The organism is Phenylobacterium sp., assembly GCF_035944335.1.
In the GTDB taxonomy this organism is placed as follows: Bacteria; Pseudomonadota; Alphaproteobacteria; order Caulobacterales; family Caulobacteraceae; genus Phenylobacterium.
This window is the reverse complement of record NZ_DASZBG010000059.1, coordinates 17,422-43,383: the sequence shown is the minus strand read 5'-3', so window position 1 is coordinate 43,383 and position 25,962 is coordinate 17,422. Positions and strand designations below refer to the sequence as shown.

The 25,962-nt window shown below is 70.3% G+C and carries 23 protein-coding genes; 15 read left to right on the top strand and 8 right to left on the bottom strand.

All coding sequences use genetic code 11. The features are described from left to right. Positions 1-12 precede the first annotated feature (12 nt). The 6 genes from fliR (at position 13) to VGT80_RS10605 (ending at position 6,259) form a co-directional block, all read left to right on the top strand. A complete protein-coding gene (gene fliR, locus VGT80_RS10630) occupies positions 13-771 on the top strand; it encodes a flagellar biosynthetic protein FliR (RefSeq protein WP_327455575.1) in 759 nt (252 codons plus the stop codon). 3 nt (positions 772-774) lie between these two features. After that, positions 775-1,854: a flagellar biosynthesis protein FlhB gene (flhB, locus tag VGT80_RS10625; RefSeq protein ID WP_327455573.1), complete on the top strand. Its 1,080-nt coding sequence runs from the start codon at positions 775-777 to the stop codon at positions 1,852-1,854. 54 nt (positions 1,855-1,908) lie between these two features. Further along, on the top strand, positions 1,909-3,993 hold the full coding sequence (gene cckA / locus VGT80_RS10620; protein ID WP_327455571.1) for a cell cycle histidine kinase CckA: 2,085 nt from the start codon (positions 1,909-1,911) through the stop codon (positions 3,991-3,993). A gap of 72 nt (positions 3,994-4,065) precedes the next feature. Then, on the top strand, positions 4,066-5,121 hold the full coding sequence (locus VGT80_RS10615) for a tetratricopeptide repeat-containing glycosyltransferase family protein (protein WP_327455569.1): 1,056 nt from the start codon (positions 4,066-4,068) through the stop codon (positions 5,119-5,121). Next, positions 5,118-6,053 (top strand): DUF5996 family protein, encoded by a 936-nt coding sequence (locus tag VGT80_RS10610; RefSeq protein WP_327455567.1) that lies wholly within the window; start codon positions 5,118-5,120, stop codon positions 6,051-6,053. Before VGT80_RS10615 ends, VGT80_RS10610 begins: the two co-directional genes overlap by 4 nt. Beyond that, positions 6,050-6,259 (top strand): hypothetical protein, encoded by a 210-nt coding sequence (locus VGT80_RS10605; protein WP_327455565.1) that lies wholly within the window; start codon positions 6,050-6,052, stop codon positions 6,257-6,259. Before VGT80_RS10610 ends, VGT80_RS10605 begins: the two co-directional genes overlap by 4 nt. Here the strand turns inward: VGT80_RS10605 and VGT80_RS10600 are convergent. Beyond that, positions 6,256-7,146 carry a phytanoyl-CoA dioxygenase family protein gene (locus VGT80_RS10600; RefSeq protein WP_327455563.1) on the bottom strand — a complete coding sequence of 297 codons (891 nt, stop codon included), beginning with the start codon at positions 7,144-7,146 and terminating at the stop codon, positions 6,256-6,258. The genes VGT80_RS10605 and VGT80_RS10600 overlap by 4 nt on opposite strands. Before the next feature lie 109 nt (positions 7,147-7,255). Here VGT80_RS10600 and VGT80_RS10595 point away from each other — a divergent pair, with 109 nt between their 5' ends. Then, positions 7,256-8,068: an SDR family NAD(P)-dependent oxidoreductase gene (locus VGT80_RS10595; RefSeq protein ID WP_327455561.1), complete on the top strand. Its 813-nt coding sequence runs from the start codon at positions 7,256-7,258 to the stop codon at positions 8,066-8,068. Further along, the gene (locus tag VGT80_RS10590; RefSeq protein ID WP_327455559.1) at positions 8,068-8,805 is read left to right on the top strand and encodes a dienelactone hydrolase family protein; all 738 of its coding nucleotides are present in this window, start codon (positions 8,068-8,070) and stop codon (positions 8,803-8,805) included. Before VGT80_RS10595 ends, VGT80_RS10590 begins: the two co-directional genes overlap by 1 nt. Here VGT80_RS10590 and VGT80_RS10585 read toward each other — a convergent pair. Further along, positions 8,798-9,631 (bottom strand): phytanoyl-CoA dioxygenase family protein, encoded by an 834-nt coding sequence (locus VGT80_RS10585; protein WP_327455557.1) that lies wholly within the window; start codon positions 9,629-9,631, stop codon positions 8,798-8,800. The genes VGT80_RS10590 and VGT80_RS10585 overlap by 8 nt on opposite strands. 58 nt (positions 9,632-9,689) lie before the next feature. Here VGT80_RS10585 and VGT80_RS10580 point away from each other — a divergent pair, with 58 nt between their 5' ends. Continuing rightward, positions 9,690-10,571: a TauD/TfdA dioxygenase family protein gene (locus VGT80_RS10580; RefSeq protein WP_327455555.1), complete on the top strand. Its 882-nt coding sequence runs from the start codon at positions 9,690-9,692 to the stop codon at positions 10,569-10,571. Between the two features lie 33 nt (positions 10,572-10,604). On the opposite strand, the gene VGT80_RS10575 is transcribed toward VGT80_RS10580, so the two are convergent. Continuing rightward, positions 10,605-11,675 (bottom strand): serine hydrolase, encoded by a 1,071-nt coding sequence (locus tag VGT80_RS10575; protein WP_327455553.1) that lies wholly within the window; start codon positions 11,673-11,675, stop codon positions 10,605-10,607. 138 nt (positions 11,676-11,813) lie between these two features. Between VGT80_RS10575 and VGT80_RS10570 the strand changes: the two genes are divergently transcribed. The 3 genes from VGT80_RS10570 to VGT80_RS10560 all read left to right on the top strand — a co-directional run bounded on the left by VGT80_RS10570 (position 11,814) and on the right by VGT80_RS10560 (position 15,121). After that, a complete protein-coding gene (locus VGT80_RS10570; RefSeq protein ID WP_327455551.1) occupies positions 11,814-13,682 on the top strand; it encodes a DUF885 domain-containing protein in 1,869 nt (622 codons plus the stop codon). Between the two features lie 115 nt (positions 13,683-13,797). Beyond that, positions 13,798-14,439 carry a glutathione S-transferase family protein gene (locus VGT80_RS10565; protein WP_327455550.1) on the top strand — a complete coding sequence of 214 codons (642 nt, stop codon included), beginning with the start codon at positions 13,798-13,800 and terminating at the stop codon, positions 14,437-14,439. A gap of 61 nt (positions 14,440-14,500) precedes the next feature. Next, positions 14,501-15,121, top strand: a complete 621-nt coding sequence (locus VGT80_RS10560; protein ID WP_327455548.1) for a DUF2306 domain-containing protein — start codon at positions 14,501-14,503, stop codon at positions 15,119-15,121. On the opposite strand, the gene VGT80_RS10555 is transcribed toward VGT80_RS10560, so the two are convergent. Next, positions 15,118-16,071 carry a LysR family transcriptional regulator gene (locus VGT80_RS10555; protein ID WP_327455546.1) on the bottom strand — a complete coding sequence of 318 codons (954 nt, stop codon included), beginning with the start codon at positions 16,069-16,071 and terminating at the stop codon, positions 15,118-15,120. The two genes, VGT80_RS10560 and VGT80_RS10555, sit on opposite strands and share 4 nt — an antisense overlap. Positions 16,072-16,216: 145 nt before the next feature. On the opposite strand from VGT80_RS10555, the gene VGT80_RS10550 reads away from it, so the two are divergent. From VGT80_RS10550 to VGT80_RS10540, 3 genes are read left to right on the top strand one after another with little or no spacing between them, the layout of a single operon-like run. Then, complete coding sequence (locus VGT80_RS10550) at positions 16,217-17,305, top strand: HlyD family secretion protein (RefSeq protein ID WP_327455544.1); 1,089 nt, start codon at positions 16,217-16,219, stop codon at positions 17,303-17,305. Positions 17,306-17,316: 11 nt separating this feature from the next. Continuing rightward, positions 17,317-18,846, top strand: coding sequence for a DHA2 family efflux MFS transporter permease subunit (locus tag VGT80_RS10545; RefSeq protein ID WP_327455542.1), 1,530 nt, complete (start codon positions 17,317-17,319; stop codon positions 18,844-18,846). Then, positions 18,830-20,305, top strand: a complete 1,476-nt coding sequence (locus VGT80_RS10540) for an efflux transporter outer membrane subunit (RefSeq protein WP_327455540.1) — start codon at positions 18,830-18,832, stop codon at positions 20,303-20,305. Before VGT80_RS10545 ends, VGT80_RS10540 begins: the two co-directional genes overlap by 17 nt. Here VGT80_RS10540 and VGT80_RS10535 read toward each other — a convergent pair. The 4 genes from VGT80_RS10535 to VGT80_RS10520 all read right to left on the bottom strand — a co-directional run bounded on the left by VGT80_RS10535 (position 20,302) and on the right by VGT80_RS10520 (position 25,924). After that, the gene (locus tag VGT80_RS10535) at positions 20,302-21,645 is read right to left on the bottom strand and encodes an MFS transporter (RefSeq protein ID WP_327455538.1); all 1,344 of its coding nucleotides are present in this window, start codon (positions 21,643-21,645) and stop codon (positions 20,302-20,304) included. The genes VGT80_RS10540 and VGT80_RS10535 overlap by 4 nt on opposite strands. 116 nt (positions 21,646-21,761) lie before the next feature. After that, entirely contained in the window at positions 21,762-23,792 is a 2,031-nt protein-coding gene (locus tag VGT80_RS10530) for an elongation factor G (protein ID WP_327455536.1), read from the bottom strand. Positions 23,793-23,957: 165 nt separating this feature from the next. Further along, entirely contained in the window at positions 23,958-25,583 is a 1,626-nt protein-coding gene (locus VGT80_RS10525; RefSeq protein ID WP_327455534.1) for an EAL domain-containing protein, read from the bottom strand. Between the two features lie 68 nt (positions 25,584-25,651). Then, positions 25,652-25,924: a hypothetical protein gene (locus VGT80_RS10520; RefSeq protein WP_327455532.1), complete on the bottom strand. Its 273-nt coding sequence runs from the start codon at positions 25,922-25,924 to the stop codon at positions 25,652-25,654. Between the last annotated feature and the right edge of the window lie 38 nt (positions 25,925-25,962).

The following is a 25,962-nucleotide window of genomic DNA, read 5'->3' as shown; positions in this document are numbered from 1 at the left end:
GGCGACGAGCCCGTGGAGCACTACGCCACAGCTCAGCAGCTCTACGCCGCCGGGCTGATCTTCGCCCGACTGGGCGCCATCGTCATGCTGATCCCCGGCATCGGCGAGACCTTCGTGCCGGCCCGGGTGCGGCTGTCCTTCGCCTTCCTGTTCGCGCTGATCCTGTTCCCGATCATCGGCGTCACCGTCCCGGCGGTGCCCACCACGGTCAGCGGGGCCGGCGGGGCGATGATCCAGGAGGTGCTGATCGGGCTGATGATGGGCGGCATCCTGCGCCTGTTCATGACCTCCCTGTCGACCGCCGGCGAGATCGTCTCGATCCAGACCACCCTGTCCTTCGCCCAGACCGCCAACCCGACCGAGGCCCAGCCCACCGCCAGCCTCGGCACCTTCCTGGGCCTGGTCGGCCTGCTGTTGATCATGACCACCAACCTGCACCACCTGTTCATCGGGGCGGTGGTGAAATCCTATGCCATCTTCCCCTTCACCCGGGCCGTGCCGGTCGCCGATGCCGGCCAGCTCGCCGTGCAGACGGTGAGCCGCTCCTTCGGCCTCGGCCTGCAGCTCGCCGCCCCGGTGCTGGTCTTCTCCCTGGTGTTCTCCGTCGCCACCGGCCTGGTGGCCCGGGTCATGCCCCAGTTCCAGGTGTTCTTCGTGGCCGCGCCCCTGCAGGTGCTGCTGGGCCTGTCGATCTTCGCGCTCAGCCTGGGCTCGATCGGCATGGTCTGGGTCGACCGCTACCGCGAACTCCTCGTGCCGTTCGGCGGCTGACCCATGAGCGACACCGAGGGCGCATCCCGCACAGAAGAGCCGACGCCGCGGAAACTCGAACGGGCCCGCGAGAAGGGCGACGTCGCCAAGACCCAGGACCTCGCCTCGCTGCTGTCGCTGGCCGCCGTCGCCAGCGTCATCGCCGTCTCGGGCGGACTGCTTTCGCGAAACCTCGCCCAGGCCCTGATCCCCTTCCTCGCCCGGCCCGACGCCATGGTCCTCGAGGGCGGCGGCGGGGTGGAGGTGGCGCGCCACGCGGTCATGGCCGGCGCGCCGATCCTGGTGATCGTCATGCTCTGCGCGGCCGCGGCGGGGGTCGCGGGCAACCTCATCCAGACCGGCTTCCTGTTCACGCCCAGCAAGCTTAGCCCCGACTTCTCCAAGGTCTCGCCCATGGCGGGGTTCAAGCGGATCTTCAGCGTCGACGGCCTGGCGCAATTCCTGAAGTCGCTGGCCAAGGTGTTCGCCACCGGCGCCATCGCCTGGTGGGTGCTGCAACCCCACGTCAACGAACTCGCCAACCTCACCCAGCTTGAGCCGGTGGCCATGCTGCCGTTCCTGGCCGATGTGCTTCGCCGGCTGATGTTCTCCATCCTCGCCCTCTTGCTGGTCGTCGCCGGGGCGGACTGGTTCTGGCAGCGCCAGCGCTTCATGGCCCGCATGCGAATGACCAAGGAGGAGGTCAAGGAAGACCACCGCCAGTCGGAAGGCGACCCGCACGTCAAGGCCAAGCAGAAGCAGAAGCGCGCCGAGGCGGCCCGCCGGCGCATGATGCAGGCGGTGCCGAAGGCCACCGTGGTGATCATGAACCCGACCCACTACGCCGTGGCGCTGAAGTACGAACAGGGCGAGGACGCCGCCCCGCTCTGCGTCGCCAAGGGCGTCGACAGCCTGGCCCTGAAGATCCGCGAGATCGCGGAGGAAGCCGGCGTGCCGATCATCGAGGACGCGCCCTTGGCCCGCGCCCTCTACGCCGCCGTCGAGGTCGACGACATGATCCCCACGGCCCATTACGAGGCGGTCGCCAAGGTCATCGGCTTCATCCTCGGAACGGGACGCCGTGCGGCGGCGAAAGCCTTGTGAGACAATGCCTTCGAGACAAAGCCTTTGACTGATTCGGAAAGGCGGCCGCCGCCCATGGCCAAGCCCGGCCAGGACAGGACCCGGAAGAAGGGACGCATCGACCCGCTGACCACGGCGGCGGTGATCTTTTTCCTGATCGCCGTGGTGTTCGCCGGCGCGCCCATGCTGAACGCCGGGCCGGCGACGCTGGCGGGCCTGCTGCTGCTGATCGGCCTGGCGGGCGTGGCCTTCCTCGGCCTCTTCGTGCTGCGCGCCGGGGTCGATCCCCAGGCCGAGAGCGAGCCAGGCGCGGAGCGCTTCATCAGCGCGCTCTCGGAGCCGGCGGTGGTGGCGGCCCCCGACGGCCGCATCGTCGCCGCCAACTCCGCTTGGCGCGAGGCGGTGGGCGCCTCGCCGCGCCTGCCCAAGGGCGGCGCTTCGGCCGCCAGCCTCTTCGCAGCGCTCGGCGCCGCGCGCCGCGGCGAGGTCGCCCGCGCGGCCATCAAGGCCAACGGCGCCGAGCATCAGGCCCTGGTCTCGCCGCTGGCCCCGCGCCGCTTCCTGGTGCGCCTGACCGGCCAGGGCCTTTCCACGCTGGCCCTGCCGGCGGCGGCCCTCGAGGTGATCCAGGCGGTCGCCACCGCCGGACGCCCGCCGCCGCAGGTCCTCGACGCCTTCGCCGCCGCCTCGCCGTTCGGCGCGGCCCTGCTGGAAGGCGAGGACCCGTTCGCCGCCAGGATCGTCGAGGCCAATCCCGCGCTGAAGGCCGTGGCCGGCGGCGGCGAGGCCGGCCAGGTGTTCGGCGAGCTGATCGAGCCTGCCTCCCGCGCAGACGCCGCCGAGCGGCTGGCGGCCGGGACCGGCTCCGGCGCGCCGCTGGAGGTCCGCCTGGCGCATGACGCCGCGCGCATCGCCCACCTCTATCTCACCAAGACCGACGGTCGCTGGGTCGCCTATCTGGTGGATGTCTCTGAGCAGAAGCAGATCGAGCTGCAGCTCTCCCAGAGCCAGAAGATGCAGGCCATCGGCCAACTCGCCGGCGGCGTGGCGCACGATTTCAACAACCTGCTGACCGCCGTCTTCATGCAGCTCGACGTGTTGGCCGCCCGCCATCCGGTGGGCGATCCGTCCTTCGAGGGGCTGAACGAGATCCGCCAGATCTCCACCCGCGCCGCCGACCTGGTGCGCAAGCTGCTGGCCTTCTCGCGCAAACAGACCGTCCAGCGCGAGATCCTCGACCTCGGCGAACTGATCAGCGAGTTCGAGGTGCTGCTGCGCCGGGTGCTCTACGAGGACGTCAAGCTCGCCACCGAATACGGCCGCAACCTGCCGCTGGTGCGCGTCGACCGCGGGCAGCTGGAAACCGCCGTCATGAACCTGGCCGTCAACGCCCGCGACGCGGTGCGCGCCCACGGCGGCGGCTCGGTGAAGATTCGCACCGCCCGGGTGACCCAGGAACAGGCCGCGGCGCTCGGCTATGCGGTGGCCCAGGGCGACCAGGCGCTGATCGAGGTCTCCGACGACGGCGGCGGCATTCCGCCGGAGGTCATGGACAAGATCTTCGATCCCTTCTTCACCACGAAGCCGGTGGGCGAGGGGACGGGGCTGGGCCTGGCCACCGTCTACGGCATCGTCAAGCAGTCGGACGGCTGGATCGCGGTGGACTCCAAGCCCGGCGAAGGCGCGGCCTTCCGCATCTTCCTGCCGGTGCACCATGCCGCCGCGGTGATCGCGCCCGCGCCCGCGCCGATCCAGACCAAGCGCCCCGCCGCCCGAGACCTCTCCGGCGCCGGGCGCATCCTGTTCGTGGAGGACGAGGATGCGGTGCGCGGCGTCGCCGCCAAGCTGCTCCGGTTGCGCGGCTACGAGGTCATCGAGGCGGCGAGCGGCGAGGAGGCCCTGGCGCTGGCCGAGACCCATGCCGGCCAGATCGACCTGATGATCTCCGACGTGGTCATGCCCGGCATGCAGGGCCCCGACCTCTTGAAACAGGCCCGCCAGTACCTGGGCGCGGCGCCGGTGATGTTCATCTCCGGCTATGCGGAGAGCGAGTTCTCCGACCTGCTGGAGGGCGAGAGCAACGTCTCCTTCCTGCCCAAGCCCATCGACATCAAGACCCTGGCCGAGCGGGTGAAGCTGGAGCTGCAGCGAGCGGCGTGACGCCGCGCTTTGCGCCCCCGCGCGGCGCGCTACTATGGGCCCTCTGTATCAGCGGCCTTGGGGGCCAAACGCGTGTCCGACGTCACCATCACGCCCAGCCAACGGCTCACCTACGCCGATGTCCTGGCGCGCGCCTTCGCGGCGGCGGAAGCCGGAAACGTCGCCGAGGCCGAACGCCTCTATCGCGGCCTGCTGGCCAGCGTCCCGGGCGGGGCGGCGGCGGCCAGCCTGGGCTTCCTGCTCGACCAGCAGGCGCGTTTCGCCGAGGCCGAGGCGGTCTATGTCGAGGGCCTGAAGGCGACGCCCGACGACCACCTGCTGCGCTGGAACCATGCCTTCGGCCTGATGCGCGAGGGCCGCTATGCCGAGGCCTGGCCGTTCTTCGAATCCCGCGCCGCCCGCCAGCGGATCGCCCCTGAGCTGCCCTTCCCGGAGTGGGACGGCCGGGCCATCAAGTCGCTGCTCATCCTGCCGGAGCAGGGGCTGGGCGATCAGATCCAGTTCGCCCGCTTCGCCAGGCTGCTGCAGGCCCGCGGCGTCCAGGTGACCCTGCTCTGCGACCGCGCGCTCGCACGCCTCTTCGCCCCGCTCGGCGTGACGGTGCTGCCGGCCACGGGCGCGCTCGACATCGCCCCGCACGACGCCTGGATCCTGGCCGATTCCGTCCCGGGCCGTCTCGGAATGACGCTGGAGACGCTGCCCGCCGAGCCCTACCTGCCGGGCCGGCCAGGCGGGACCGGCATCGGGGTCGTCACCGAGGGCAATCCCAAGCATCCGAACGACGCCAACCGTTCGCTCCCCCCCGACCTCGCCGCCGTCCTGCGGTCGTGGCCGGGCGTGGTCGGCCTGACGCCGCAGGAAACCGGGGCCAAGGACATGGAGGACACCCGCGCGGTGGTCGCCGGGCTTGAGCTGGTGATCTGCGTCGACACCGCCATCGCCCACCTGGCCGGCGCCATGGGCAAGCCGTGCTGGCTGCTGCTGCCGCACGTCGGTGACTGGCGCTGGTTGCGCGACCGTGCCGACAGCCCCTGGTACCCCTCGATCCGCATCTTCCGCCAGCCCAAGCCCGGCGACTGGGCGAGCGTGATGGCCGAGGTGCGGCGCGAACTCGGCGCACGCCCATGATCCTGGAGGCGGTCAAGGACGACTGGCCGCCGCTCAGCTACGACGACTGGGCCGACACCCAGGCGACCCTGCACATGTGGACCCAGGTCGTCGGCAAGATCCGCATGGCGCTATCGCCGCCGGTGAACCACTGGTGGCACGTGCCGCTCTATGTGACCTCGCGGGGCCTCACCACCTCGCCCATGCCGGTGGGCGGCCGCACCCTCGAGATCACCTTCGACTTCGTCACCCACCAGCTGCGGCTCGACTGCAGCAACGGGGCGGGCGAGCGGCTGGCGCTGAAGCCGCGCAGCGTCGCCGACTTCTATCGCAAGCTGATGGCGGCGCTCGAGCGCCTGCACGTCAGGGCGCCGATCTGGACCACGCCCTGCGAGGTCGAGGCTCCGATCCCCTTCGAACGCGACGAAACCCACGCGAGCTACGACCCCGCCGCGGCCCACCGCTTCTGGCGCGCCCTGGTCCAGGCCGACCGCGTGATGAAGGCCTTCCGCGGCCGCTTCCTCGGCAAGGCCAGCCCCGTGCACTTTTTCTGGGGCAGCTTCGACCTGGCGGTCACCCGCTTCTCCGGCCGCCCCGCGCCGCCGCATCCTGGGTCGCCGCTGGCGCCGGCGTCGGTCAGCCGCGAGGCCTATTCGCACGAGGTGTCGAGCTGCGGCTTCTGGCCGGGCGGGCCGGGCGTCGCGCCGCTGTTCTACGCCTATGCCTATCCCGAGCCGGAGGGCTTCGCCGAGACGGGGGTTCGTCCCGAGGCCGCCGGCTGGAACAAGGCCTTGGGCGAATTCGTCCTGCCCTACGAGGCCGTCCGGGCCGCCGGCTCGCCGGACGAGGCCCTGCTCGCCTTCTTCCAGTCCACCTATGAGGCCGCCGCCGTCACGGCCCGCTGGCCGCGCCGCGCGCTGGAACGGCCTGACGGCCTGGGAGCCGCGCCATGAAGGAGCCGATGCCGTTCAGGAAGCCGCTGCCCCTGTCGCGCTGGATGGCGACTGCGGTGGGCGCTGCGGCGGTCGGCGCGCTCGCCGTAGGCGCCGTCGCGATCGGGCGGATGGCGATCGGGCGCCTCGCCATCGGCCGCCTGCGGATCGGCAAGCTCGAGGTGGACGAGCTCACCGTGAAGCGCATCGTCGGTCCGGAGGACTAGCCGGCGCGCGCAGCCTCCGGAGCCTCGGCTCCGTACGGCGTCAGGTCGATCCCCGGATAGCGCAGGGCCACGTCCGACAGGGTCTGGGCGTTCCAGTAGTCGTCGCCCGGCGGCGGCCAGCCGAACAGGTCGCGCTGGCGCGGGGTCATGTTCACCATCGCCTCCTTCCAGCCGGGATTGGGCGCCTGGTTCGCCCAGGCGAGCTTGCCCTGCCAACGCCAGCCGCGCTTCTTGAAGTCGATGGGCATGACGAAGCGAGAGCGGCCGGGCGCGCCGAAATTCGAGCCGCGATGGAAGACGTCGGTCTTGTAGATCAGGATCGAGCCCGCCGGCCCGGTGATCGCCACCTCGTCCTCGAAGAACTCGCCCATCCGGGTCTTGGTGACGCCGATCGGGAGGTGGCGGGTCGCCTCGATCGGCACGACCTTGGTCGGCCCGTCCAGCTCGGTCACGTCGGAGAGCAGGATGAAGCAGGTCATCTGCGGCATCGTCTGGTCGGCGCGGGGCACGACGATGGTGTGGTTCTCGTAGTCGCGGTGATGTGGCTGGTCGTAGTCGATGGCGCCGGCGTACTTCCCCCACAGCTCGATCTTGTAGCAGTCGATCTCGGTGGTCTGCAGGAACCGCTCGGCCGCGTCGATCAGGTCCGGATAGACGCTGATCCGGTTGATCGCCCAGGACGGGTAGGGGAAGAACCGCAGGCCCGCGAACTGGCTCTTGGCGTACTTCGGATAGGCTTGCGGGTTGGCGAAATAATCCTCGGGCGGGGGATAGACCTCCCAAAGCGCGTCCTGCGCCGCGGCAAGCGTCCCCTTGTCGAGGAAACCCTCCACCACGGTGAAGCCGCGGTCGAACACTTCGGCCAGGTTCTGGTCGGGAATCCGCATGGCGCCATTGAAAGCCTGCCGGGCCCCTCCGCGCAACTCGCCCTTGCGCTGAACGCCGCCGCGCGCTTGGCTTGGGCCATTGCACAAAAATCGATTTCGGAAGGACAACATGGCCAGCATCAATCGCAACGGCGCGCTCAAGGGGCGCAACGCCATCGTCACCGGCGCCAGCCGCGGCATCGGCGAGGCCATCGCCGCGCGCCTCGCCATGGAGGGCGCCAACGTCGTCTGTTCGGCCCGCACCGCCGAGAGCGGCGAGAGCAAGCTGCCCGGCACGCTCCACGAGACGGTCGAGCGCATCAAGCGGGCGGGCGGCGAGGCGACCTTCATCAAGGCGGACCTCTCCGACGCCGGCGACCGCGAGCGGCTGGTCCAACAGGCGGTGGAGGCCTATGGCCCGGTCGACATCCTGATCAACAACGCCGCCGTCACTTTCTTCATCCCGGTCGAGACCTTCCCGGAGAAGCGCTTCAAGCTGATGATGGAGGTGCAGGTCTGGGCGCCCTTCCACCTGTCGCAGCTGGTGCTGCCGTCCATGCGCGAGCGCAAGCAGGGCTGGATCGTCAACATCTCCTCGCCCGCCGGCCTGCATCCGAAACAACCCTACAATCGACGCGGGGGCGGCACGGTCTACGGCATGTGCAAGGCGGCGCTGGAGCGCTTCACCACCGGTCTCGCCTCGGAGGTGCATGGCGACAACATCGCCGTCAACGTCGTCTCGCCGGGGCTCGTCGACACGCCCGGCGTCGCGGTCCACGGCCTGATCAACGAGGCCACCAAGGACCGCGTGCAGCCCATCGAATATATCGCCGAGGCGGTCTACCGCCTGGCCTCCGGCGATCCCAAGACCGTCACCGGCCGCATCGACTACGCCGAGCCGCTGCTCAAGGAGCTCTCGGTGAAGCCGGCCGAGCTCGTCTGATGATCGAACAGACCCTCGACATCCCCACCAAGGACGGCGCGACCACCACCTTCATCGTCCACCCGGAGCGTGACGGGCCGCACCCGGTGATCCTGTTCTTCATGGATGCGCCGGCGATCCGCGAGGAGCTGCGCGACATGGCCCGACGGATCGCGGCCGTCGGCTACTATGTGATCCTGCCCAACATGTACTACCGATCGGGCGTCATGGAGATGAAGGACCTGCCGCCCCTGCCGGAGGCCGAGGCCAGGGCGCGGATGTTCGAATATATGAACTCGCTGACCATCCCGCTGGTCATGGCCGACGCCGACGCCCTGCTGGACTTCGCCGACCGCGATCCGGCGGCGGGGAAAGGTCCCATCGGCGCGCTCGGCTACTGCATGAGCGGCCAGTACGCGATCAACTTCGCCGCCCGCTGGCCGCAGCGGGTGGGCGCGGCGGCCTCGATCTACGGCGTGCGGCTGGTGACGGACACGGCTGACAGCCCGCACCTGGCCGCCGCCAAGGCCAAGGGCGAGCTCTATTTCGCCTGCGCCGAGCACGACCAGTGGGCCCCGCTGGAGATGGTCGAGGCCCTCGACCAGTCCATCAAGAGCCGCAACCTGAACGCCGAGGTCGAGCTCTATCCCGGCGTCCACCACGGCTTCGCCTTCCCCCAGCGGCCGGTCTACGACAAGCCCAGCGCCGAACGGCACTGGGAGCGGCTGTTCGCGCTCTGGAAGCGGAACCTCAGCTAGGAGATTGCGCCACCACCGGGGGGACCCAGCCGGGCTCCAGCGCCTTGGCGGGGTGCGAGGCGCTGACCATGCCCAGGAACGGCGGGGCGATTTCGTAGCCCAGCAGGCGCTGCGCCGTCGGCGACATCTCGCGGACCATCTCCCTCGGCACGGACAGCCAGAAGTTCTCCTGCGGCCGCGCCCAGGGCTCGCAGTACTGGTGGGTGAAGGCCAGCCGTGGCTTGTCGGTGACGTTCGCCCCGCCCCGGTGCAGCAGGGTGCCCGGAAAGACCAGGGCCGCACCCGCCGGGATCTCCATCGGGACCAGCATCTGTTCGAGCTCGGTCGGGTCGGTCGGCCGTCCGTCGCCGCCCGGCTCGCCCCACAGGTGGCTGCCGGGGATGACCTCGGTCGCGCCATTGGCCTGGGTGAAGGCGTCGATGGCGCCGATCACGCTGATGCCGATGGGCGCCCGCGGCCGCGGTTGGCGATAGAAGTTGTCGTCGGAATGGATGGATTGCGGCGTCTCGCCGGGCTCCAGCGAGATGGCGTGGCTGGCCGACAGCAGGAAATTCGGCTGCAGGAAGCGCCCGATCAGCGCCATCAGGCGGGCATCGGCGGCGATCTCCTCGAACACCTTGCCGCGCGCCACCAGGGTGTAGATCCGCTCGGTCTTGAAGCCCTCGAAATCGTTGCGGCCATGGTGGCTGCCCATGAAGGGCGCGAGCCCCGCGCGGAAGCGGGCGAGCGTCGGGGCGTCGAGGAAATCCTCGATCACCGTGTAGCCTTGGGTGCGCATGCGCTGGGCGTGCGCGTCGGCGTCGAAACGGCCTGTGACGGCGTCCATGGTTCCAGCCTCCACAGGCTACTGTATCATGGCCCGGGCTTGCCCCAAGGAGACCGCCATGGCCCAGGCCCTGAAGATCCGCCGCGTCGCCGGCGCGTTGGGCGCCGAAATCTCCGGCGTCAACCTCGGCCAGGAGCTTTCCGACGGCGTCATCACCGCCCTCCGCCAGGCGCTGGTGCAGCACCAGGTGATCTTCTTCCGCGACCAGCAGATGACACCTGCCCAGCAGGTGGCCTTCGGCGCCCGCTTCGGACCTCTGAACATCCATCCCTATGTCGCCGGCATGGCCGGGCAGCCCGAGATCATGGAGATCATCAAGGAGCCGCAGGACAAGGTGAACTTCGGCGGCGGCTGGCACTCCGACATGAGCTTCCTCGAGCGGCCGGCCATCGGCTCGATCCTCTACGCCCTGGAGATCCCGGAGTACGGCGGCGACACCCTGTTCGCCAGCCAGGCGGCCGCCTATGACGCGCTCTCGCCGGGCCTGAAGCAGACGCTCGCGACCCTCAGCGCCGTCCATTCGGCGAGCCGTGAATATTCCGCCGCCGGCCAGTCGACCCAGAAGCGCTCGTCCATGTCGGTGGCGGAGGCCGACGGCATGGTCGGCGAGTACGTCCACCCGCTGGTGCTCACCCACCCTGAGAGCGGCCGCAAGGCGCTCTACGTGAACCCCGCCTTCACGCTGCGGATCGAGGGCTGGTCGAAGCGCGAGAGCAAGGCCCTGCTGGACTTCCTGTTCGAGCATTCGCGCTACGAGGCCTTCACCTGCCGCTTCGCTTGGGCCAAGGGCTCGGTCGCCTTCTGGGACAACCGCTCGGTCTGGCACTTCGCGCTCAACGACTACCCCGGCCAGCGCCGCCACATGCGCCGCGTCACGGTGGACCCGTGGCCGGAAGGGGCGGGCGCGGCCGCTGAGCGCGTCAGCGAGGCCGCTCTCTAAGCCGTCATCCTCCGGCCGACCGTGGGATGACCTCTATTGGACTTCCCGGAAACACCCCACCACCTCGCCGACCCAGGCCCTGAGCTCATCCTTCAGTCCGAGCGGCGTCGCGCCGTGGCGGACCAGCACCATGTCGAGGTCGGGGACGCACAGGGTGTACTGGCCGTCGTAGCCGTTGGCCGAGAATGAGCCCGGCCCGCCGAGGTCCAGCCACCAGTGGGCGCCGTAGCGGCTGTCGATCGAGGGATCGTCCTGCTGCCAGGTGGGCGTGCGCGCATAGTCGACCCAGCCCGGCGGCAGGATACGCCGGCCGTCCCACACCCCGTCGCGCAGATAGAGCAGGCCGAAGCGGGCGAAGTCGCGCGCCGTGGCGAAGCAGAAGGACGAGCCGATGAAGGTCCCGGCCGCGTCGAACTTCGGGATCGGGCTCCCCATGCCAATCGGCTCGAACAGCCGCTCGCGCATGAAGGCCTCGAACTCCGCACCCTGTTTGCCGATGGCGCGGCCCAGCGCGCGAGCCACGATGTTGGTCGTGCCGCTGGAATAGTACCAATAGCCCCCCGGCTCATGGGCCAGAGGGAAGCCCGCCGCGAAGCCGGCGACATCGGCTTGGCCCTCGCCGAACAGCATGGCGATCACGTCCGACGGCTGGTCGGGCAGATATTCCTCGAGCCATTGCAGGCCGCTCGACATGCGCAGCAGCTGGTCCAGCGTGATCGCTCTGCGAGGATCGCCCGGCCCCTGCCATTCCGGCACATCGGCCGGGGCCATGGCGTCGATCTTCCCATCGCCCGTGGCGATGCCCACCAGGGCATGGGTGATGCTCTTGGCCTTGGACCAGGAGGGATAGGTCTGATCCGGCCCGAAGCCCTCGCCGTACTGCTCGTGGACGATCTTGCCGCCCTGGACGATCAGGAGGGCGTGGGTCTCGCCCAGCCGCGGCGTCGACTTGGCGGCAAAGGCCTCGTCCAGCAGCGCGGAGAAGCGGGTCTTCGCCAGGCCCTGGGGCGCCTCGCCCTCCGGCCAGGCCCGGGTCGGCCAGGGGACGCCGGCCGGTTGCGGCGGCAGGGCGGGCAGGCGCGCGCGCATCAGGGTCTCGCTCATGGCGGCCAGCGTCTCAGCTTTTGGCGCCGGCTGCCAGAGCGGCCGTTACGCCGATTTAACGCAGGCCCCGGCCACCCCGGGTTGCGGTGCGCTGGGGCGCGGTCGTAAGCCTAGCCGCCAATCTCCTGGGGAAACGTCATGCTCAGCCGCCGTCACCTGCTCCTCGCCGCCGGCGCCGGCGCCACGCTCGCCGGCTGCGCCACGGCGCGGCCGGCGCCCCCGGCCGCCCGCGTTCCGCCGCCGGCTCCGTTGCCGCCTGGACCCCCGCCGCCGCCCACCACCGAGCAACAGCTGAATGCGATCCTCGAACAGTTCTTCAACGAGACGCTGGCGGAAGCCCCCGAACTCGCCAGCTCGCTCGGCCTCGACACCGGCGCCCACGCCGACCTGAAGTCGAAATTCCACCAGGGCTCGGTCGCCGCCCTCGCCCGCGACAAGCAGCGGACCGCCCGCCATCTGGCCGAGCTCTCGAGGGTCGACCGCTCCAGGCTCTCCGGCATGTCCGCGGTGAACTACGATTCCGTGTTCTACGACCTGAAGGCGACCGACGCCGCCAATCGCCGCTTCGCCTATGGCGGGGAAGGCGCGGGCAGCCCCTATGTGGTCAGCCAGATCACCGGCGTCTATCAGGAGGCGCCCGACTTCCTGGCCACCCAGCACAGCATCGAGACCCGCGCCGACTGCGAGGCCTATGTGGCCCGCCTCGTCGATCTCGGCCGGTTGATCGACGACGAGTCCGAGCGCGTGCGCCATGACGCGGGCCTGGGCGTCATCCCACCGGACTTCGCGCTCAAGGGCGCCATCGGCTCGATGAAGACCATCAATGTGGCGCCGGACAGGTCGGTGCTGGTGACCTCGCTGGTCGACCGCGCGCGGGCCAAGGGAATCGCCGGCGACTGGCAGGCCCAGGCCTCGGCCGCCTATCTGGAGAAGGTCGCCCCGGCCCTGCAGCGGCAGTCGGAGCTGCTGAGCGGCCTCTTGCCCAAGTCCACGCACGACGCCGGCGTCTGGAAGCTGCCGGACGGCGACGCCTACTATGCCGCGGCCCTCGCGGCGGCGACCACCACGACCATGACTCCACAGGAGGTCCACCAGCTCGGCCTCGACGTGGGCCAGGAGCTCTCCGCCCGCGCCGACGTGCTGTTCCGGAAGACGGGCATGAGCCAGGGCACGGTCGGCCAGCGCTACAAGGCGCTCTTCAAATCCAAGAAGTACATCTACCCCAACACCGACGCCGGAAAGGCCAAGCTGGTCGCCGACCTGAACCTGGTGGTGCAGGACATGCAGCGCCGGCTGCCGCAGTACTTCGGCGCCCTGCCCAAGGCCGGCCTGGAGATCCGCCGCATCCCCAAGGAGACCGAGCAGGGCGCTTCGACCCACTACACCTCGGGCAGCCTCGATGGGGCGCGGCCGGGCATCTACTGGCTGAACCTGCGCGACACCGCCGAGAGCCCCAACTGGGACATGCTGACGACCACCTACCACGAGGGCATCCCGGGCCATCACCTGCAGCTCACGCTCGCGCTGCAGGCCGACCTGCCGATGCTGCGCCGCGTCGCCAGCTTCAACGCCTATCAGGAAGGCTGGGCGCTCTACGCCGAACAGCTGGCCCAGGAGATGGGCGTCTATGCCGACAATCCGGCCGGCGAGCTGGGCTACATCCACGACGCCCTGCTGCGCTCGGGACGCCTGGTCACCGACACCGGCATCCACGCCCTGCGCTGGAGCCGCGAGAAGGCCTCGGCGACCCTGTCCTCCATCGAAGGCGATCCCGTCACGCTCGCCAACCAGGAGATCGAGCGCTACTCGGTCTGGCCGGGCCAGGCGTGCAGCTACATGGTCGGCAAGGTCACGATCCTGGGCCTGCGCGACAAGGCGCGGACCGCCCTGGGGCCGGCCTTCGACATCCGGAAATTCCACGACGCGGTGCTGCTGGCCGGCGCCATGCCGCTGACCGTCCTGCCGAGCGCGGTCGACAACTACATCGCGGGCGCGAAACGGGGTTGATCGGCAAGATTGTCGGCGCACGCCGCCACCGCGCGTCCTCTGTTGACATCAAGCTGTCAGCAGGGCGGCGTAGGCTGCGGTTGGCGGCAATCGGAACCCACGAAAGGGGTCTCACATGTCCGACGAGCTCGTTTTCTACACCAACCCGCAGTCGCGGGGCCGGATCGTCCGCTGGATGCTGGAGGAGGTCGGCCAGCCCTACCGCACCGAAATCCTTGGCTATGCCGACAGCATGAAGGCGCCGGCCTATCTGGCGATCAACCCGATGGGCAAGGTGCCGGCGATCAGGCACGGCGACACGGTGGTCACCGAGGCGGGCGCCATCTGCGCCTACCTGGCCGATGCCTTCCCGCAGGCAGGCCTCGCCCCGCCGCTTGGGGACCGGCGCCGCGGCCCCTATTTCCGCTGGATGTTCTTCGCCGCGGGCCCGCTGGAGGCCGCGGTGACCAACAAGAGCCTTGGCGTGGTCGTGCCGCCGGAGCGCAAGCCCATGGTCGGCTACGGCGACTTCGATGACGCCATTAACGGCGCCGAGCACGCGCTGAAAGCGGGGGACTACATCCTGGGCGACACGTTCAGCGCCGCGGATGTCTATTTCGGCTCGGCGATCGGCTTCTTCCTGCAGTTCGGCTCGGTCGAGCCCAGGCCCGCCTTCGTCGCCTATTCCGAACGGCTGCAGGCCCGGCCCGCCGCCATCCGTGCGCGCGAGATCGACGACGCGCTGATCGCCCAGCAACCACAGCCGCAGCCGGCCTGACCGGCCGCACTGGACAGCGTCTCCGCCCGGGGCGAACCTCGCCGAGGGCGGAGGCGCGACCATGACGACGAACCAATCGCGGATCGCGTGGGGCGCGGTGGCGCTGCTCAGCCTGGGCGTGGCCGGCTACGCCTGGCACTACCTCCTGCCAGGGGCCTTCGCGCCGCCCGGGATCAAGGAGAACCCGAGGGCCTATCCGTGGCTGTTCGTGCACGCGGGCCTGGCGGGTACGGCCATGGCGCTCGGGCCCTTCCAGTTCCTGCCGCGCCTGCGTCTGACCCGGCCCAGGCTGCACCGTTGGATCGGCCGCACCTACGTCTTCGCCTGCCTGACCGGCGGCTCGGCCGGCCTGCTGCTGGCGACGGGATCGACGGCCGGGCCCATCGCGCGGGTGGGGTTCGGCGCGCTCGCGGTCACCTGGCTTGCCGTCACCTCGATGGCCTGGCGCATGGCGCTGGCCCGGCGTTTCGACGAGCACCGGCGCTGGATGATCCGTTCCTTCGCGCTCACCTTCGCAGCGGTGACGCTCAGGCTCTACCTGCCCATCGGGGCGGTGCTGGGGTTCCAATTCCTCGACGCCTACCGCGCCATCGCCTGGCTCTGCTGGGTCCCCAATCTGCTCGCCGCCGAGCTCTACCTCGCGCGCCGCCCGTTCCGCGCGCCGCAACCGGCAGGCGCCTAGAGCCCCTCCGCCACGTCGACGATCAGGTCGCGCATCCAGGCGATGGCCGGCTCGTTCAGTCGCTCCTTCAGATAGAGCAGGGTCACCTCGACGGCCGGCGAGGGGTAGGGCGGCTCGATCAGCGCGATGCGCCCGTTCTGCGCGGCCAGCTCCGCCAGCCGACGCGGGATCAGCGCCGCCATATTGGTCCGCGCCACCACCGCCAGCGCCGAATAGGTGTCCGGCACCTGCACCCCGATCCGCCGCGTCAGGCCATGGGCGGCGAGCGCCGTCTCGAAGGCCCCGGCGTCCTCCCAGCTGGCCTGCGGCACCAGCGCCCGGCGATCGGCCTCCGGGTTGCGCAGCTCCTTCGGCCCGCCGGTGATCGCCGCGTGCGGGATCTCCGCCAGCCGCGCCAGGGTCACCGCCTTGACGCCGGCCAGCGGATGGTCGCGGGCCACCACCCAGGTCATGGTCTCGGTAAGGATCGCCTCGCGGGCGAAGCGCTCCGGCGCGCTCACCACCCCGCCCACCAGGAAATCGAGCCGCCGCGCGTCCAGCCGGTCGACCACGTCGATGGCGCGGTCGAGGATGGCCAGTTCCGCCAACGGAGCCTCCTGCGCCAGCCGGCCGACCAGCGGCGGCGCCAGCACACCGCAGGCATAGGAGCCGGCCGCCACCGTGAACCGCCGCTCGCTGCGCCGGGGATCGAAGTCCGGATAGGTCAGGGCCGCCTGCAGCTGGTTCAGCGCCGCATGCACCTGCGGGCCCATCTCCAGGGCCCTGGGCGTCGGCTGCATGCCCGAGGGACCCCGGACGAACAGTTCGTCGTTGAGCGTGTAGCGCAGCCGGTTCAGCGCATGGCTCACCGCCGACTGGGTCAGGCCCAGCCGCGCGCCGGCGCGGGTGACGTTGCGCTCCTCGAGCAGGACGTCGAACACGCGCAGGAGGTTGAGGTCAGGCGTCGTCATGCAGCAGGTTCATTCCTCCCGTGCAGACATATCATTTTGATCATCCGGGGGCGCGCACTATCTCAACCAGGACGGGACCGGCGCCGCAGGCTTGCGAGCGCCCGATGCCGCTATTGCCGCTTGCTGACTATTCCTGGGGATCGAGATGCGTGACGTGAGCGATGCCGAGGCTATTCCCGCCCAAGGCAACGCCGAGGTCGACCCGCGGGCCGGCCGCCCGAGTTTCCTGCGCCGCTGGCGCTGGCCGCTGATGGTCGGCGGCCCGGTAGTGATCCTGCTGGTGGTCGGCTACCTCGTGCTCACCGGCGGCAAGTCCCAGGCCACCGACGACGCCTATGTCCAGATCGCCAAGGCGCCCGTCGCGCCCTCGATCGCCGGCCGGGTGACCGACATCTACGTCAAGGAGAACCAGTTCGTCCGCAAGGGCCAACTGCTGTTCCGGCTGGACGCTCGCGACTTCCAGGCCAATGCCGCCGCCGCCCAGGCCCAGCTTGCCGGCGCCCAGCTGCAGCTTCGCGCCGCCCGCGCCGCCTACCAGCAGCAGCGGGCCAGTGTGCAGGCCGCGCAGGAGGCCGTCGGCTACGCCAACAAGGAGGCCGCAAGGCAACGCCAGCTCGCCGCCGCCGGCGTCGCTTCGCAGCAACAGGTGGACCAGGCGATCCACGCCGCCCAGCAGGCCCGCGATCAGCTGGCCGTCGCCCAGCAGCAGGCCGCCCAGGCCCTGGCCACGCTCGGCGGCGATCCCAACGCCGGTGACAACGCCAATCCCGCGGTGATGCAGGCCCAGGCCCAGCTCTCCCGCGCTCAGCTCAACGTGGCCTACGCCGACGTTGTGGCGCCAGCCGACGGCATCGTCACCCGCGTCGACCAGATGCCGGTCGGCACCTATCTGAACGCCTCGCAGACCGGCTTCTGGCTGCTCTCCGGCCAGCCCTGGGTGGAGGCGAACTTCAAGGAGGATCAGCTCGCCCACATGCGCATCGGCCAGCCGGTGGACATCAAGGTCGACGCCTACCCCGAGGCCCTGCACGGCCATGTGGCCAGCTTCTCGCCCGGCACCGGCCAGGCCTTCTCGCCGCTGCCGGCCCAGAACGCCACGGGCAACTGGGTGAAGGTCGTCCAGCGCCTGCCGGTCCGCATCGTGTTCGACCGCTCGCCGCCCGATATGGCCGCCCGCGCCGGTCTCTCCGCCCACGTGAAGGTCGACATCCGCGCGCCCGGCAAGGCCGGCTGAGGCCGAGCGCCATGTCGGAGGCGAAAGACACGGCCAACCGCTGGCCCATCACCATCTCCATCATGCTGGCGACGGTGATGAACTCGCTGGATACGACCATCGCCAACGTGGCCCTGCCGCACATCCAGGGCAGCGTCTCGGCGAGCTCGGATCAGATCACCTGGGTCCTGACCTCCTACATCGTCTCCGCGGCGATCATGACGCCGCTGTCGGGCTGGCTTGCCGACCGGGTCGGCCGCAAGCGGATCTTCCTGCTCTCCATTGGCGGCTTCACCATCGCCTCGATGCTCTGCGGCATCGCCTCCAGCCTGCCGGAGATCGTCATCTTCCGCTTGCTCCAGGGCGTGGCGGGCGCGGCGCTGATACCGCTTTCCCAGGCGGTGCTGCTGGACATCAACCCGAGGGAAAAGCACGGCCAGGCCATGGCCATGTGGGGTGCGGGCGCGCTGCTGGGCCCGATCCTCGGCCCGGCGCTCGGCGGCTATCTGACCGACAATTTCTCCTGGCGCTGGTGCTTCTACATCAACCTGCCGGTGGGGATCCTCGCCTTCCTGGGCGTCTGGTTCTTCATCTCCGGCGACCGCAACACGCGCGCCAAGCCCTTCGACTTCCTGGGCTTCGGCATGCTCACCGTGTTCGTGGGCTCCATGCAGCTGCTGCTCGACCGCGGGCCCAGCCAGGACTGGTTCGCCTCGTCGGAGATCACCACCTACGCGATCCTGGGCGCGATCTCGGCCTGGGTGTTCGTCTCCCACACCCTGACCGCCACCCACCCGTTCTTCGACCGCCGGCTCGCCGGCGACCGCAACTTCGTCACCGCCTCGGCCTTCGGCTTCTTCGTCGGCGTGCTGCTGTTCTCCACCATGGCGCTGCTGCCGCCCATGCTGCAGGGGCTGATGGGCTATCCTGTGCTGACCTCGGGTCTGGTCACCATGCCCCGCGGCCTGGGCACCTGGGTGGCGATGATTTTCGTCGGCCGGCTGGTCGGCAGGGTCGACACCCGCTTGCTGCTGGTCTTCGGCCTCTCGATGAACGCACTGGCCCTCTACCAGATGGTGCACTTCGACCTGTCCATGTCGCCGCGCCTGGTGATCATCTCGGGCGTCATCCAGGGCTTCGGCCTGGGCTTCCTGTTCGTGCCGCTCTCGACCCTGGCCTTCGCCAGCCTCCCGCCTGTGCTGCGGCCCGAGGGCTCCTCGCTCTACACCCTGATCCGCAACCTCGGCTCCAGCGTCGGAATCTCGGTGATGGAGGCCCAGGTGGTGTCGCAGAGCGCCGCGGCCCACGCGGGCCTTGCCGGCAATATCGACATGTCCAATCCAGTGGTCCGCGCCACGCTCGCGCCGGGCCTGAACCCGGCCACCACCGCCGGCGCCATGGCGCTCAACAACGAAGTCACGCGCCAGGGGGCCATGGTGGCCTATGTCGGCGTGTTCCACATCCTGTTCTACATCACCCTGGCCTGCATCCCGATGCTGTTGCTGATGCGCCCGCCGCGGCGTGAGGCCGGCGGAGAACCCCTTCATGTCGCTGTCGAATAGATTTCCCGCCCTCGCCGCCACAGCCTCCGCCCTGGCGCTCAGCGCCTGCGCCGCCGTGGGCCCGAACTTCAAGGCGCCGGCCGGACCTCAGGGGCCCGCTGCGTCCGGCTACGCCATGCCCGGCGACGCCAGCCCCGCCGGCGTGCGCCTCAGCCCGGACACCCGCATCTCCGGACCCTGGTGGCAGGCGTTCGGCTCGGCCGACCTCGACCGGGTGATGGCCGAGGCGCTGGCGGGCAGCCCCACCCTCGGCGAGGCCAACGCCACGCTCGCCCGTGCGCAGCAGCAGGCCGCCGCCGTCCGCGGCGCGCAGCTACCGCAGGTCGACCTCAACGGCTCGGCGCAGCGCGAGCACATCAACCTGCAAGCTTTCGGCTTCTCGGGCTTCCCGGGCGTCAGCCTCTCCAACCCGACGCTGAACCTCTATTCGATCGGCGGATCGGTCGGCTACGACCTCGACCTGTTCGGCGGCAAGCGGCGGGCGGGCGAGGCGGCCGGGGCCCGCGCCGAACAGGCGGCCCGCGAGGCGGACGCCGCCTATCTGACGCTTTCGGGCAACGTGGCCATGCAGGCGCTGCGCGTCGCCAGCCTGCGGGCCCAGTCAGCCACCCTGAGCCAGGTGGTCGCCGACGACCGCCGGCTGCTCGACCTGATCCACGCCGCCCAGCGCGCGGGCTCCGAAGCGCCCTCGGCGACCTCCGGCGGCGAGGCGCAGCTCGCCGAGGACGAGGCCCTGCTGCCGCCGGTGCAGCGCGACCTCGCCGCCGCGCGCCACCAGCTCGCCCTGCTTGTCGGCAAGTCGCCGGCCGAGTGGACCGCGCCCGACTTCGACCTCGCCGCCTTCACCTCGCCCGCCGATGTGCCGGTGACCCTGCCCTCGACGCTGGTGCGCCAGCGGCCGGACATCCTGGCCGCCGAGGCCGAACTGCACGCCGCCACCGCCGATGTTGGCGTCGCCGTCGCCAACCAGTATCCGGACATCCGGCTGTCGGCGAACCTGACCCAGTCGGCGATCAAGCCGGAGACCCTGTTCAATTACAAAGCCAGCGGTTGGCAGCTGCTCTCGGGGGTCACCGCGCCGATCTTCCACGGCGGCGCGCTGAAGGCCCAGCGCAAGGGCGCCGAGGCCGAGGCGCGCGCCGCGCTCGCCCGCTATCAGGCGACGGTGATCCGCGCCTTCGTGCAGGTCTCCGACCTCCTGGCGGCGCTGGGCACCGACCAGCAGCAGATCGTCAGTCTGAAGCGGGCCGAGGCCGCCTCGGCGGCCAATGTCCGCGACGCCCAGACCGCCTATCGCCTGGGCGGCGGAACCCTGCTGCAGGTGATCGACGCCCAGCGGACCCTCAACCGCGCGCGCCGCAATAGCGTGCAGGCGCAGGGCCAGCGCCTCAGCGACCTCGTCCAGCTCTACGCCGCCACCGCCGCCGACTGGCGGGCGACGCAGACAGCTCAGCGCTAGGCCGCCGCCTTGGCCGGGGCGCTGCGGTGCTCCTTCTTGTGGGTCTCGGTGAGCACCAGGACCGACAGGAACGACACCGCGCACAGGATCGCCATATAGACCGAGATCGCCATCGCCGTGTGATACTTGGCGAACAGGGCCGTGGAGATGATCGGGGCGAAACCGCCGCCGAAGATCGCCCCGATCTGGTAGCCCAGAGAGGCGCCGGAATAGCGCAGCTCTGTGGAGAACATCTCGGTCATCATCGCCGCCTGCAGGCCGTACATCACGCTGTTGAAGCCGAGCCCGCCCGCCATCGCCAGCAGCATGAGCGGAAAGCTGCCGGTGTTCAGGAGCATGAAGAACGGCCAGGCCCAGATCAGCTCCAGCGCCGCGCCGGCCAGGAACACGCCTCGCCGGCCGAACCGGTCGGAGAGGGCGGCGGTCAGCGGCAGGATCGGCGCGGAGATCACGCTGCCCAGCAACACTGCCCACAGGATCGTGGTGCGCGGCACGTGGACGGTCGTGGTGGCGTAGGCGATGGCGTAGGTGATCATGATGTAAAAGGTGCCGTTGGCCGCGACGAAGGAGCCGGCGGCCAGCAAGATCTCCTTCGGGTGCTTGGCGATCGCCTCGAGGATCGGCGAAGCGACCTTCTTCACCGCCTGGACCTTCTTCTCGGCCGCCTTCTGCAGGGCCTGGAATTCGGCGGTGTCCTCAAGTTTCAGCTGCACGTACATAGCCAGCCCGACCAGCAGGATCGACAGTAGGAACGGCACGCGCCAGGCCCAGGCGACGAAGGCGTCCGGGGCCACGATCGAGCCCATCACCAGGAAGATGAAGTTGGCCAGCACGACGCCGGCCGGCACGCCCATCTGGGCGAAGCTGCCGAAGAAGCCCTTGCGATGCGCCGGCGCGTTCTCGATGGCGATGAGGGCCGCACCGCCCCACTGGCCGCCCACCGCCAGGCCCTGCAGGAAGCGCAACAGGATCAGGATCACCGGGGCGGCGACGCCGAGGGTCGCATAACCGGGCAACAGACCCACGGCCGTCGTGGCGATCCCCATCAGCAGCATGGCGGTGACCAGGGCACGCTTGCGGCCCAGCCGGTCGCCGAAATGGCCGAACAGGATGCCGCCGACCGGCCGGGCGATGAAGCCCACCGCGAAGGTGGAGAACGAGGCCAGCTGCGCCACCGCCGGCGGCAGTCCGGCCGCGAAGAACAGCTTGGGGAACACCAGCGCCGCGGCGGTGCCGTAGATGAAGAAGTCGTACCATTCGATGCTGGAGGCTGCGAGCGAGGTGAGCGCCACGCGCGTCATGCTGATCGGTTTGGCCGGTGCGGCCGCGGCTGCGGTCATCGTCTCACTCCCCTCGGGACTCGCGCGGTGTCCTCCCGCGGCTTGGGCGAATCTCTAGCGCAGCGTTGGCGTGTGCGGAACCTCCCCCGTCCGGCGGACGGGGGAGGCGCTAGGGGTCAGTGCGCCGCAGCCGCCGGCTTGCTGGCCTGGGCCGCCAATTCGGCCAGGCGGCCGTGCAGTTCGGCCATGTGGTCGAAGTCGGCTTCGAAGGCCCCGAGCCCCTGGGTCAGGCCGCGGATCTCGGCGATCAGGTCCTGGCGCTCGCTCTGCGGCAGATAGGCCTCGATCCGCTCCCAGCCGCGCCAGTCCTCCCGCGGGCTCAGGCCCAGGATCTGGCCGCGCCGGGCGGTCAGCGCCGAGGTGACGTTCGAGGCCGCGGGGGAGGGCGAATAGACCACCAGCTTCTCGATCGGCTCCAGCAGGATCGAGCCGCCGGAAGCCAGCGCCTCCTCGATGGCCACGCGGCCCACCGTGCGGAAGGCCATTTCGGAGGAGTCCACCGAGTGGGTCTGGCCGTCGGTCAGCGTCACCTCCAGGTCGGTGACCGGGAAGCCCAGCGGCCCCTTGGCGAGGCCGTCGCGCACGCCGTCCTCCACCGCCGGGATCCACTGCTTGGGCACGGCCCCACCGACCACCCGGGCGGTGAACACGAAGCCCGAGCCGCGGGGCAGGGGCTTCACCTCGATGGTCACGTCGGCGAACTGGCCGTGGCCGCCCGACTGCTTCTTGTGCCGCGAGCGCTGGGTGACGCCGCGCTGGATGGTTTCGCGATAGGCGGTCCGCGGCTGGGAGGTATCGATCTCGACGCCGAACCGGCGCTTCAGCCGCTCCAGCGCCAGCCGCACGTGGCCCTCGCCCTGGCCGGCCAGCAGCACCTGCTTGGCCTCCGGATCGTGGGTCAGCAGCAGGCCGGGGTCCTCCTCCACCAGCTTGCCCAGCGCCGAGGACAACCGCACGTCGTCGGAGTGATTCTTGGCCGACAGCGCCACCGCGAACTGCGGCCGCCGCGCCCGGTCGGCGCCGCGCACGCTCTGCGGCTTGCCGGTGAGCGACAGGATCTCGCCGGCGTGGGCGTGCTCCACCTTGCCGATGGCGCAGATGTCGCCCACCGGGGCCGTGGCGATCTTCCGCGTTGCGCCCCCCTGCACGGCGAACAGGCCGCCGGCCCGGGCGCGGTCGCCGTTCGACAGCACCAAGTCGGCGCCGTCGCTCATCGGTTGGCCGAACACCCGGGCGTAGGCGAGCTTGCCGGACTGGCCGGCATAGGCGGTCTTCAGCACATAGGCGCCGGCGCCTTCGACGCCCACGCGGGCCGCCGCGCGCTCCGGCGCCGGGGTCTCATGGCGCAGCGCCTTCAAGAGCCTGCGCACCCCAAAGCCGTTGGCGGCCGCGCCGAAGAACACCGGCACGATCAGCCCCTCGTTCATGTCCTTCACCAGGTCGGCGAAGACGGCGTCGCGGGACGGCGTCACATCGCTGAGCAGCTGTTCCAGGAGTTCGTCGTCGAAGTCGGCGATCTGCTCCAGCATGTGGAAGCGGGCGTCGGCCTCCTCGGACTGCAGGTCCTCGGGGATGTCGATCTGCTGCGACGCCTCGCCCGGCCGGTAGACGAAGCAGCGCTCCAGCGCCAGGTCGATGAAGCCGGTGGCCTTCTCGCCGTCGAAGGTGGGGATCTGGCGGGCCACCAAGGGCGCGCCGCTGACCGCCGACAAAGCCTCCAGCAGGCCCTGCAGCGAGCCGCGGGCCTGGTCCATCTTGTTGATGAAGAGGGCGCGGGGGATGCCCAGCCGCTCCAGCTCGCGCAGCGTCGGCTGCAGCAAGGCGGCCTTGGCCGGATCGGGCTCGGCCACCACCACCGCCAGGTCCACCGCCGGCAGGGCGCGATCCACGTCGGCGCAGAACTCCAGGGAGCCGGGACAGTCGACCACCTGGTAGTGATCGCCCATGAAGTCGAAGCCGGCGAGGTTCAGTTCGACCGAGTGGCCGCGGGCGCGGGCCTCGGGGCTCGCATCGCCCACCATCTCGCCGCCGCTGCGCGACACCGCGCCGGTCACCGTCAGCAGGGCCTCCATCAGCGTCGTCTTGCCGGAGCTCGTGGGGCCCGCGAGCGCCAGAGCGCGGACGGACCCCGTGGATTGGATCGGCATGGTCGTCTCCCATCACCTCGGGCGCCACAGACGCCCCCGAAGTCACCCGGGTTTCTGACGCATCCATGGCGCAATTGAGGGCGGTCGCGGGACCAACCAGGCGCGCGCAACCGCCCTGACGGAGCAAGCCTACGCCCGGATTTTTGAGGACGCCAGAGGCCCGAATCAGCCGGCGGCGCGGCTCAGGCCCGGCCGCATGGCCGAACGCGCGGGCTTGATCTTGCCGATCGGCGGCAGCGGCATGTCGGCGGCCGCGCCATAGCGCCAGCCCTGCGCCAGGTCGACGCCGGCCTTGCGCACCGCGGTCTCCGCCTCTTCCGTCTCGACCATCTCGGCCAGGGTGCGCACGCCGAGCTCGGCGCACATCCTGACCACCTGCTTGACGAAGGCGGCTTCGCGGCCGCCCGCCTGCAGGTCGCGGATGTAGCGGCCGTCGATCTTCACAATGTCGAGACCGAGCTGTTGCAGATAGGCGAGCGAGGCCGCGCCGGCCCCGAAATCGTCCAGGCAAATCAGGCAGCCTTCGCCGCGGATCGCCTGCAGGTGACGGTCCGCCGCGGCCAGGTCCTCGATCGCAGCGCTCTCGGTCAGCTCGAAGAGCAGGCGCCCACGCACGGCCGGATGGGCCTGCACCAGGCGGCAGGCGGCGTTCACATAGGCCGGGCTCATGATCGTGCGGCCCGAGACATTGACCGCCAGCTTCAGGCCCGCGTCGCCCGCGAGGATGCGGACCACCTGTTCGAGCACCGCCAGGTCGAGCGACTCGATGAGGTCCATCTCCTCGGCCATGCGGATCTGCGGAAACGGACTCTCGTCTTCGCCGAAGCGGACCAGGGTCTCGTAGTGATGCAGCGACCCGTTCTTCAGGCGCACCACCGGCTGGTAGACCAGCCGGAACTTGCGGTCGCGGATCGCCTCGCCCAGCACGCCCACCTCGGTGAGCGTGCGCTGCATGGCCTTGCTCAGCGCTTCCGAGAGGTTGGCCGCCGCGGCGCCGCCGACGCCCTCACGCAGGAAGCTGTCCAGCGAATAGCGCAGCGCGCGGATGGCGCGCTTGGGATCGTTCTCGCCCTGCAACGGAATCAGGTCGGCGACGGGCGCGATCGACCCGTTCACGCCGTCCTCCAGCAGGCGGGCGATGCGGCGGACCAGCACCTCGGCGGCCTCGCCGCGCTGGCGCACCAGCGCGAAACGGTCTTCGCCGAGCTCGGTGGCCGCCTGGCCGCCGTGCGCCTGGGCGCGCAGCACCCCGGAGAGCCTGGCCTCCAGCCGTCCGCGATCCTCGGGCGAGGCCTTCTCGCGGGCCGCCGACAGGCCGGCGAGTTCGACCAGCGCCAGTTCGAGCTCCGCACCCGTGGAGCGGGCGGTCTCGAGCAAGGTCGCGGCCATGCTCTCGAAAGCCTGGCGGTCATGCAGGCGGCTGGCGTCGGGGGCGTTCTCGATGAAGGCGCGCGACAGGGCGCAGGAGATGGCGCCGCCGTTCTCGGCCAGCCGGAAGGCGGAAAAGGTGGCGGCTCGCGGCACGCCGTCCTTGTGGGCGGCCAGGCGCACCAGCACCGGGCCCGAGCGCCGGCCCGGCTCCAGCCCGTCGAACAGCGCCTCGATCATGGCGCAGTCGGCGGTGGCGACAAAGTCGCGCCAGGGCCGGCCGACCAGGGACAGCTCCGCCGAGCCGGACAGCGCTTCGCCAGCGCCCACGGCGAAAGCGATCGCGCCCGAAGGGGCGATTTCGAGGAGCAGGTCCGCGCTGGCGAACGCGAACCCGAGCAGCCGATGGGAACCGACCTTCACCAGGTCTCCCCCGTCCATTGGTGGGGATGCAGCCTAGCCGCTAGAGCTTAACCCCACGTTGAGCCGGCTCAGGCCGCCTCGCCCTGGCGGCCGCGACGGTGCTGCAGACGGCGGTTCCGGTCCTGCAGCACGTTGAACAGGCGCGTGCGCTGATGCTCACCGGCCGGCAGAGGAATGCGATTGTGCTGGATCTGCAGGTCGTGGTCGGCGTCGGCCGCCAGCCGCTCCATGGCCTTGGGATCGACCCGCCACAACAGGTCGATGAGGTCTGAGACCAGCAGCTCCAGCGTCGCCACCCGGGCGATCAGATCGTGCTTGCTGGTGCGGATATCGTCGGGCATGCCGACCCTCAGGCGTCTACGCGGTACAAACGGAGCGG

Coding starts and splice junctions, on each gene's coding strand:
- flhB (WP_327455573.1), top strand. CDS start 775: ATGAGCGACACCGAGGGCGCATCCCGCACAGAAGAGCCGACGCCGCGG.
- cckA (WP_327455571.1), top strand. CDS start 1,909: ATGGCCAAGCCCGGCCAGGACAGGACCCGGAAGAAGGGACGCATCGAC.
- VGT80_RS10610 (WP_327455567.1), top strand. CDS start 5,118: ATGATCCTGGAGGCGGTCAAGGACGACTGGCCGCCGCTCAGCTACGAC.
- VGT80_RS10605 (WP_327455565.1), top strand. CDS start 6,050: ATGAAGGAGCCGATGCCGTTCAGGAAGCCGCTGCCCCTGTCGCGCTGG.
- VGT80_RS10600 (WP_327455563.1), bottom strand. CDS start 7,146: ATGCGGATTCCCGACCAGAACCTGGCCGAAGTGTTCGACCGCGGCTTC.
- VGT80_RS10595 (WP_327455561.1), top strand. CDS start 7,256: ATGGCCAGCATCAATCGCAACGGCGCGCTCAAGGGGCGCAACGCCATC.
- VGT80_RS10590 (WP_327455559.1), top strand. CDS start 8,068: ATGATCGAACAGACCCTCGACATCCCCACCAAGGACGGCGCGACCACC.
- VGT80_RS10585 (WP_327455557.1), bottom strand. CDS start 9,631: ATGGACGCCGTCACAGGCCGTTTCGACGCCGACGCGCACGCCCAGCGC.
- VGT80_RS10580 (WP_327455555.1), top strand. CDS start 9,690: ATGGCCCAGGCCCTGAAGATCCGCCGCGTCGCCGGCGCGTTGGGCGCC.
- VGT80_RS10575 (WP_327455553.1), bottom strand. CDS start 11,675: ATGAGCGAGACCCTGATGCGCGCGCGCCTGCCCGCCCTGCCGCCGCAA.
- VGT80_RS10570 (WP_327455551.1), top strand. CDS start 11,814: ATGCTCAGCCGCCGTCACCTGCTCCTCGCCGCCGGCGCCGGCGCCACG.
- VGT80_RS10565 (WP_327455550.1), top strand. CDS start 13,798: ATGTCCGACGAGCTCGTTTTCTACACCAACCCGCAGTCGCGGGGCCGG.
- VGT80_RS10560 (WP_327455548.1), top strand. CDS start 14,501: ATGACGACGAACCAATCGCGGATCGCGTGGGGCGCGGTGGCGCTGCTC.
- VGT80_RS10555 (WP_327455546.1), bottom strand. CDS start 16,071: ATGACGACGCCTGACCTCAACCTCCTGCGCGTGTTCGACGTCCTGCTC.
- VGT80_RS10550 (WP_327455544.1), top strand. CDS start 16,217: ATGCGTGACGTGAGCGATGCCGAGGCTATTCCCGCCCAAGGCAACGCC.
- VGT80_RS10545 (WP_327455542.1), top strand. CDS start 17,317: ATGTCGGAGGCGAAAGACACGGCCAACCGCTGGCCCATCACCATCTCC.
- VGT80_RS10540 (WP_327455540.1), top strand. CDS start 18,830: ATGTCGCTGTCGAATAGATTTCCCGCCCTCGCCGCCACAGCCTCCGCC.
- VGT80_RS10535 (WP_327455538.1), bottom strand. CDS start 21,645: ATGACCGCAGCCGCGGCCGCACCGGCCAAACCGATCAGCATGACGCGC.
- VGT80_RS10530 (WP_327455536.1), bottom strand. CDS start 23,792: ATGCCGATCCAATCCACGGGGTCCGTCCGCGCTCTGGCGCTCGCGGGC.
- VGT80_RS10520 (WP_327455532.1), bottom strand. CDS start 25,924: ATGCCCGACGATATCCGCACCAGCAAGCACGATCTGATCGCCCGGGTG.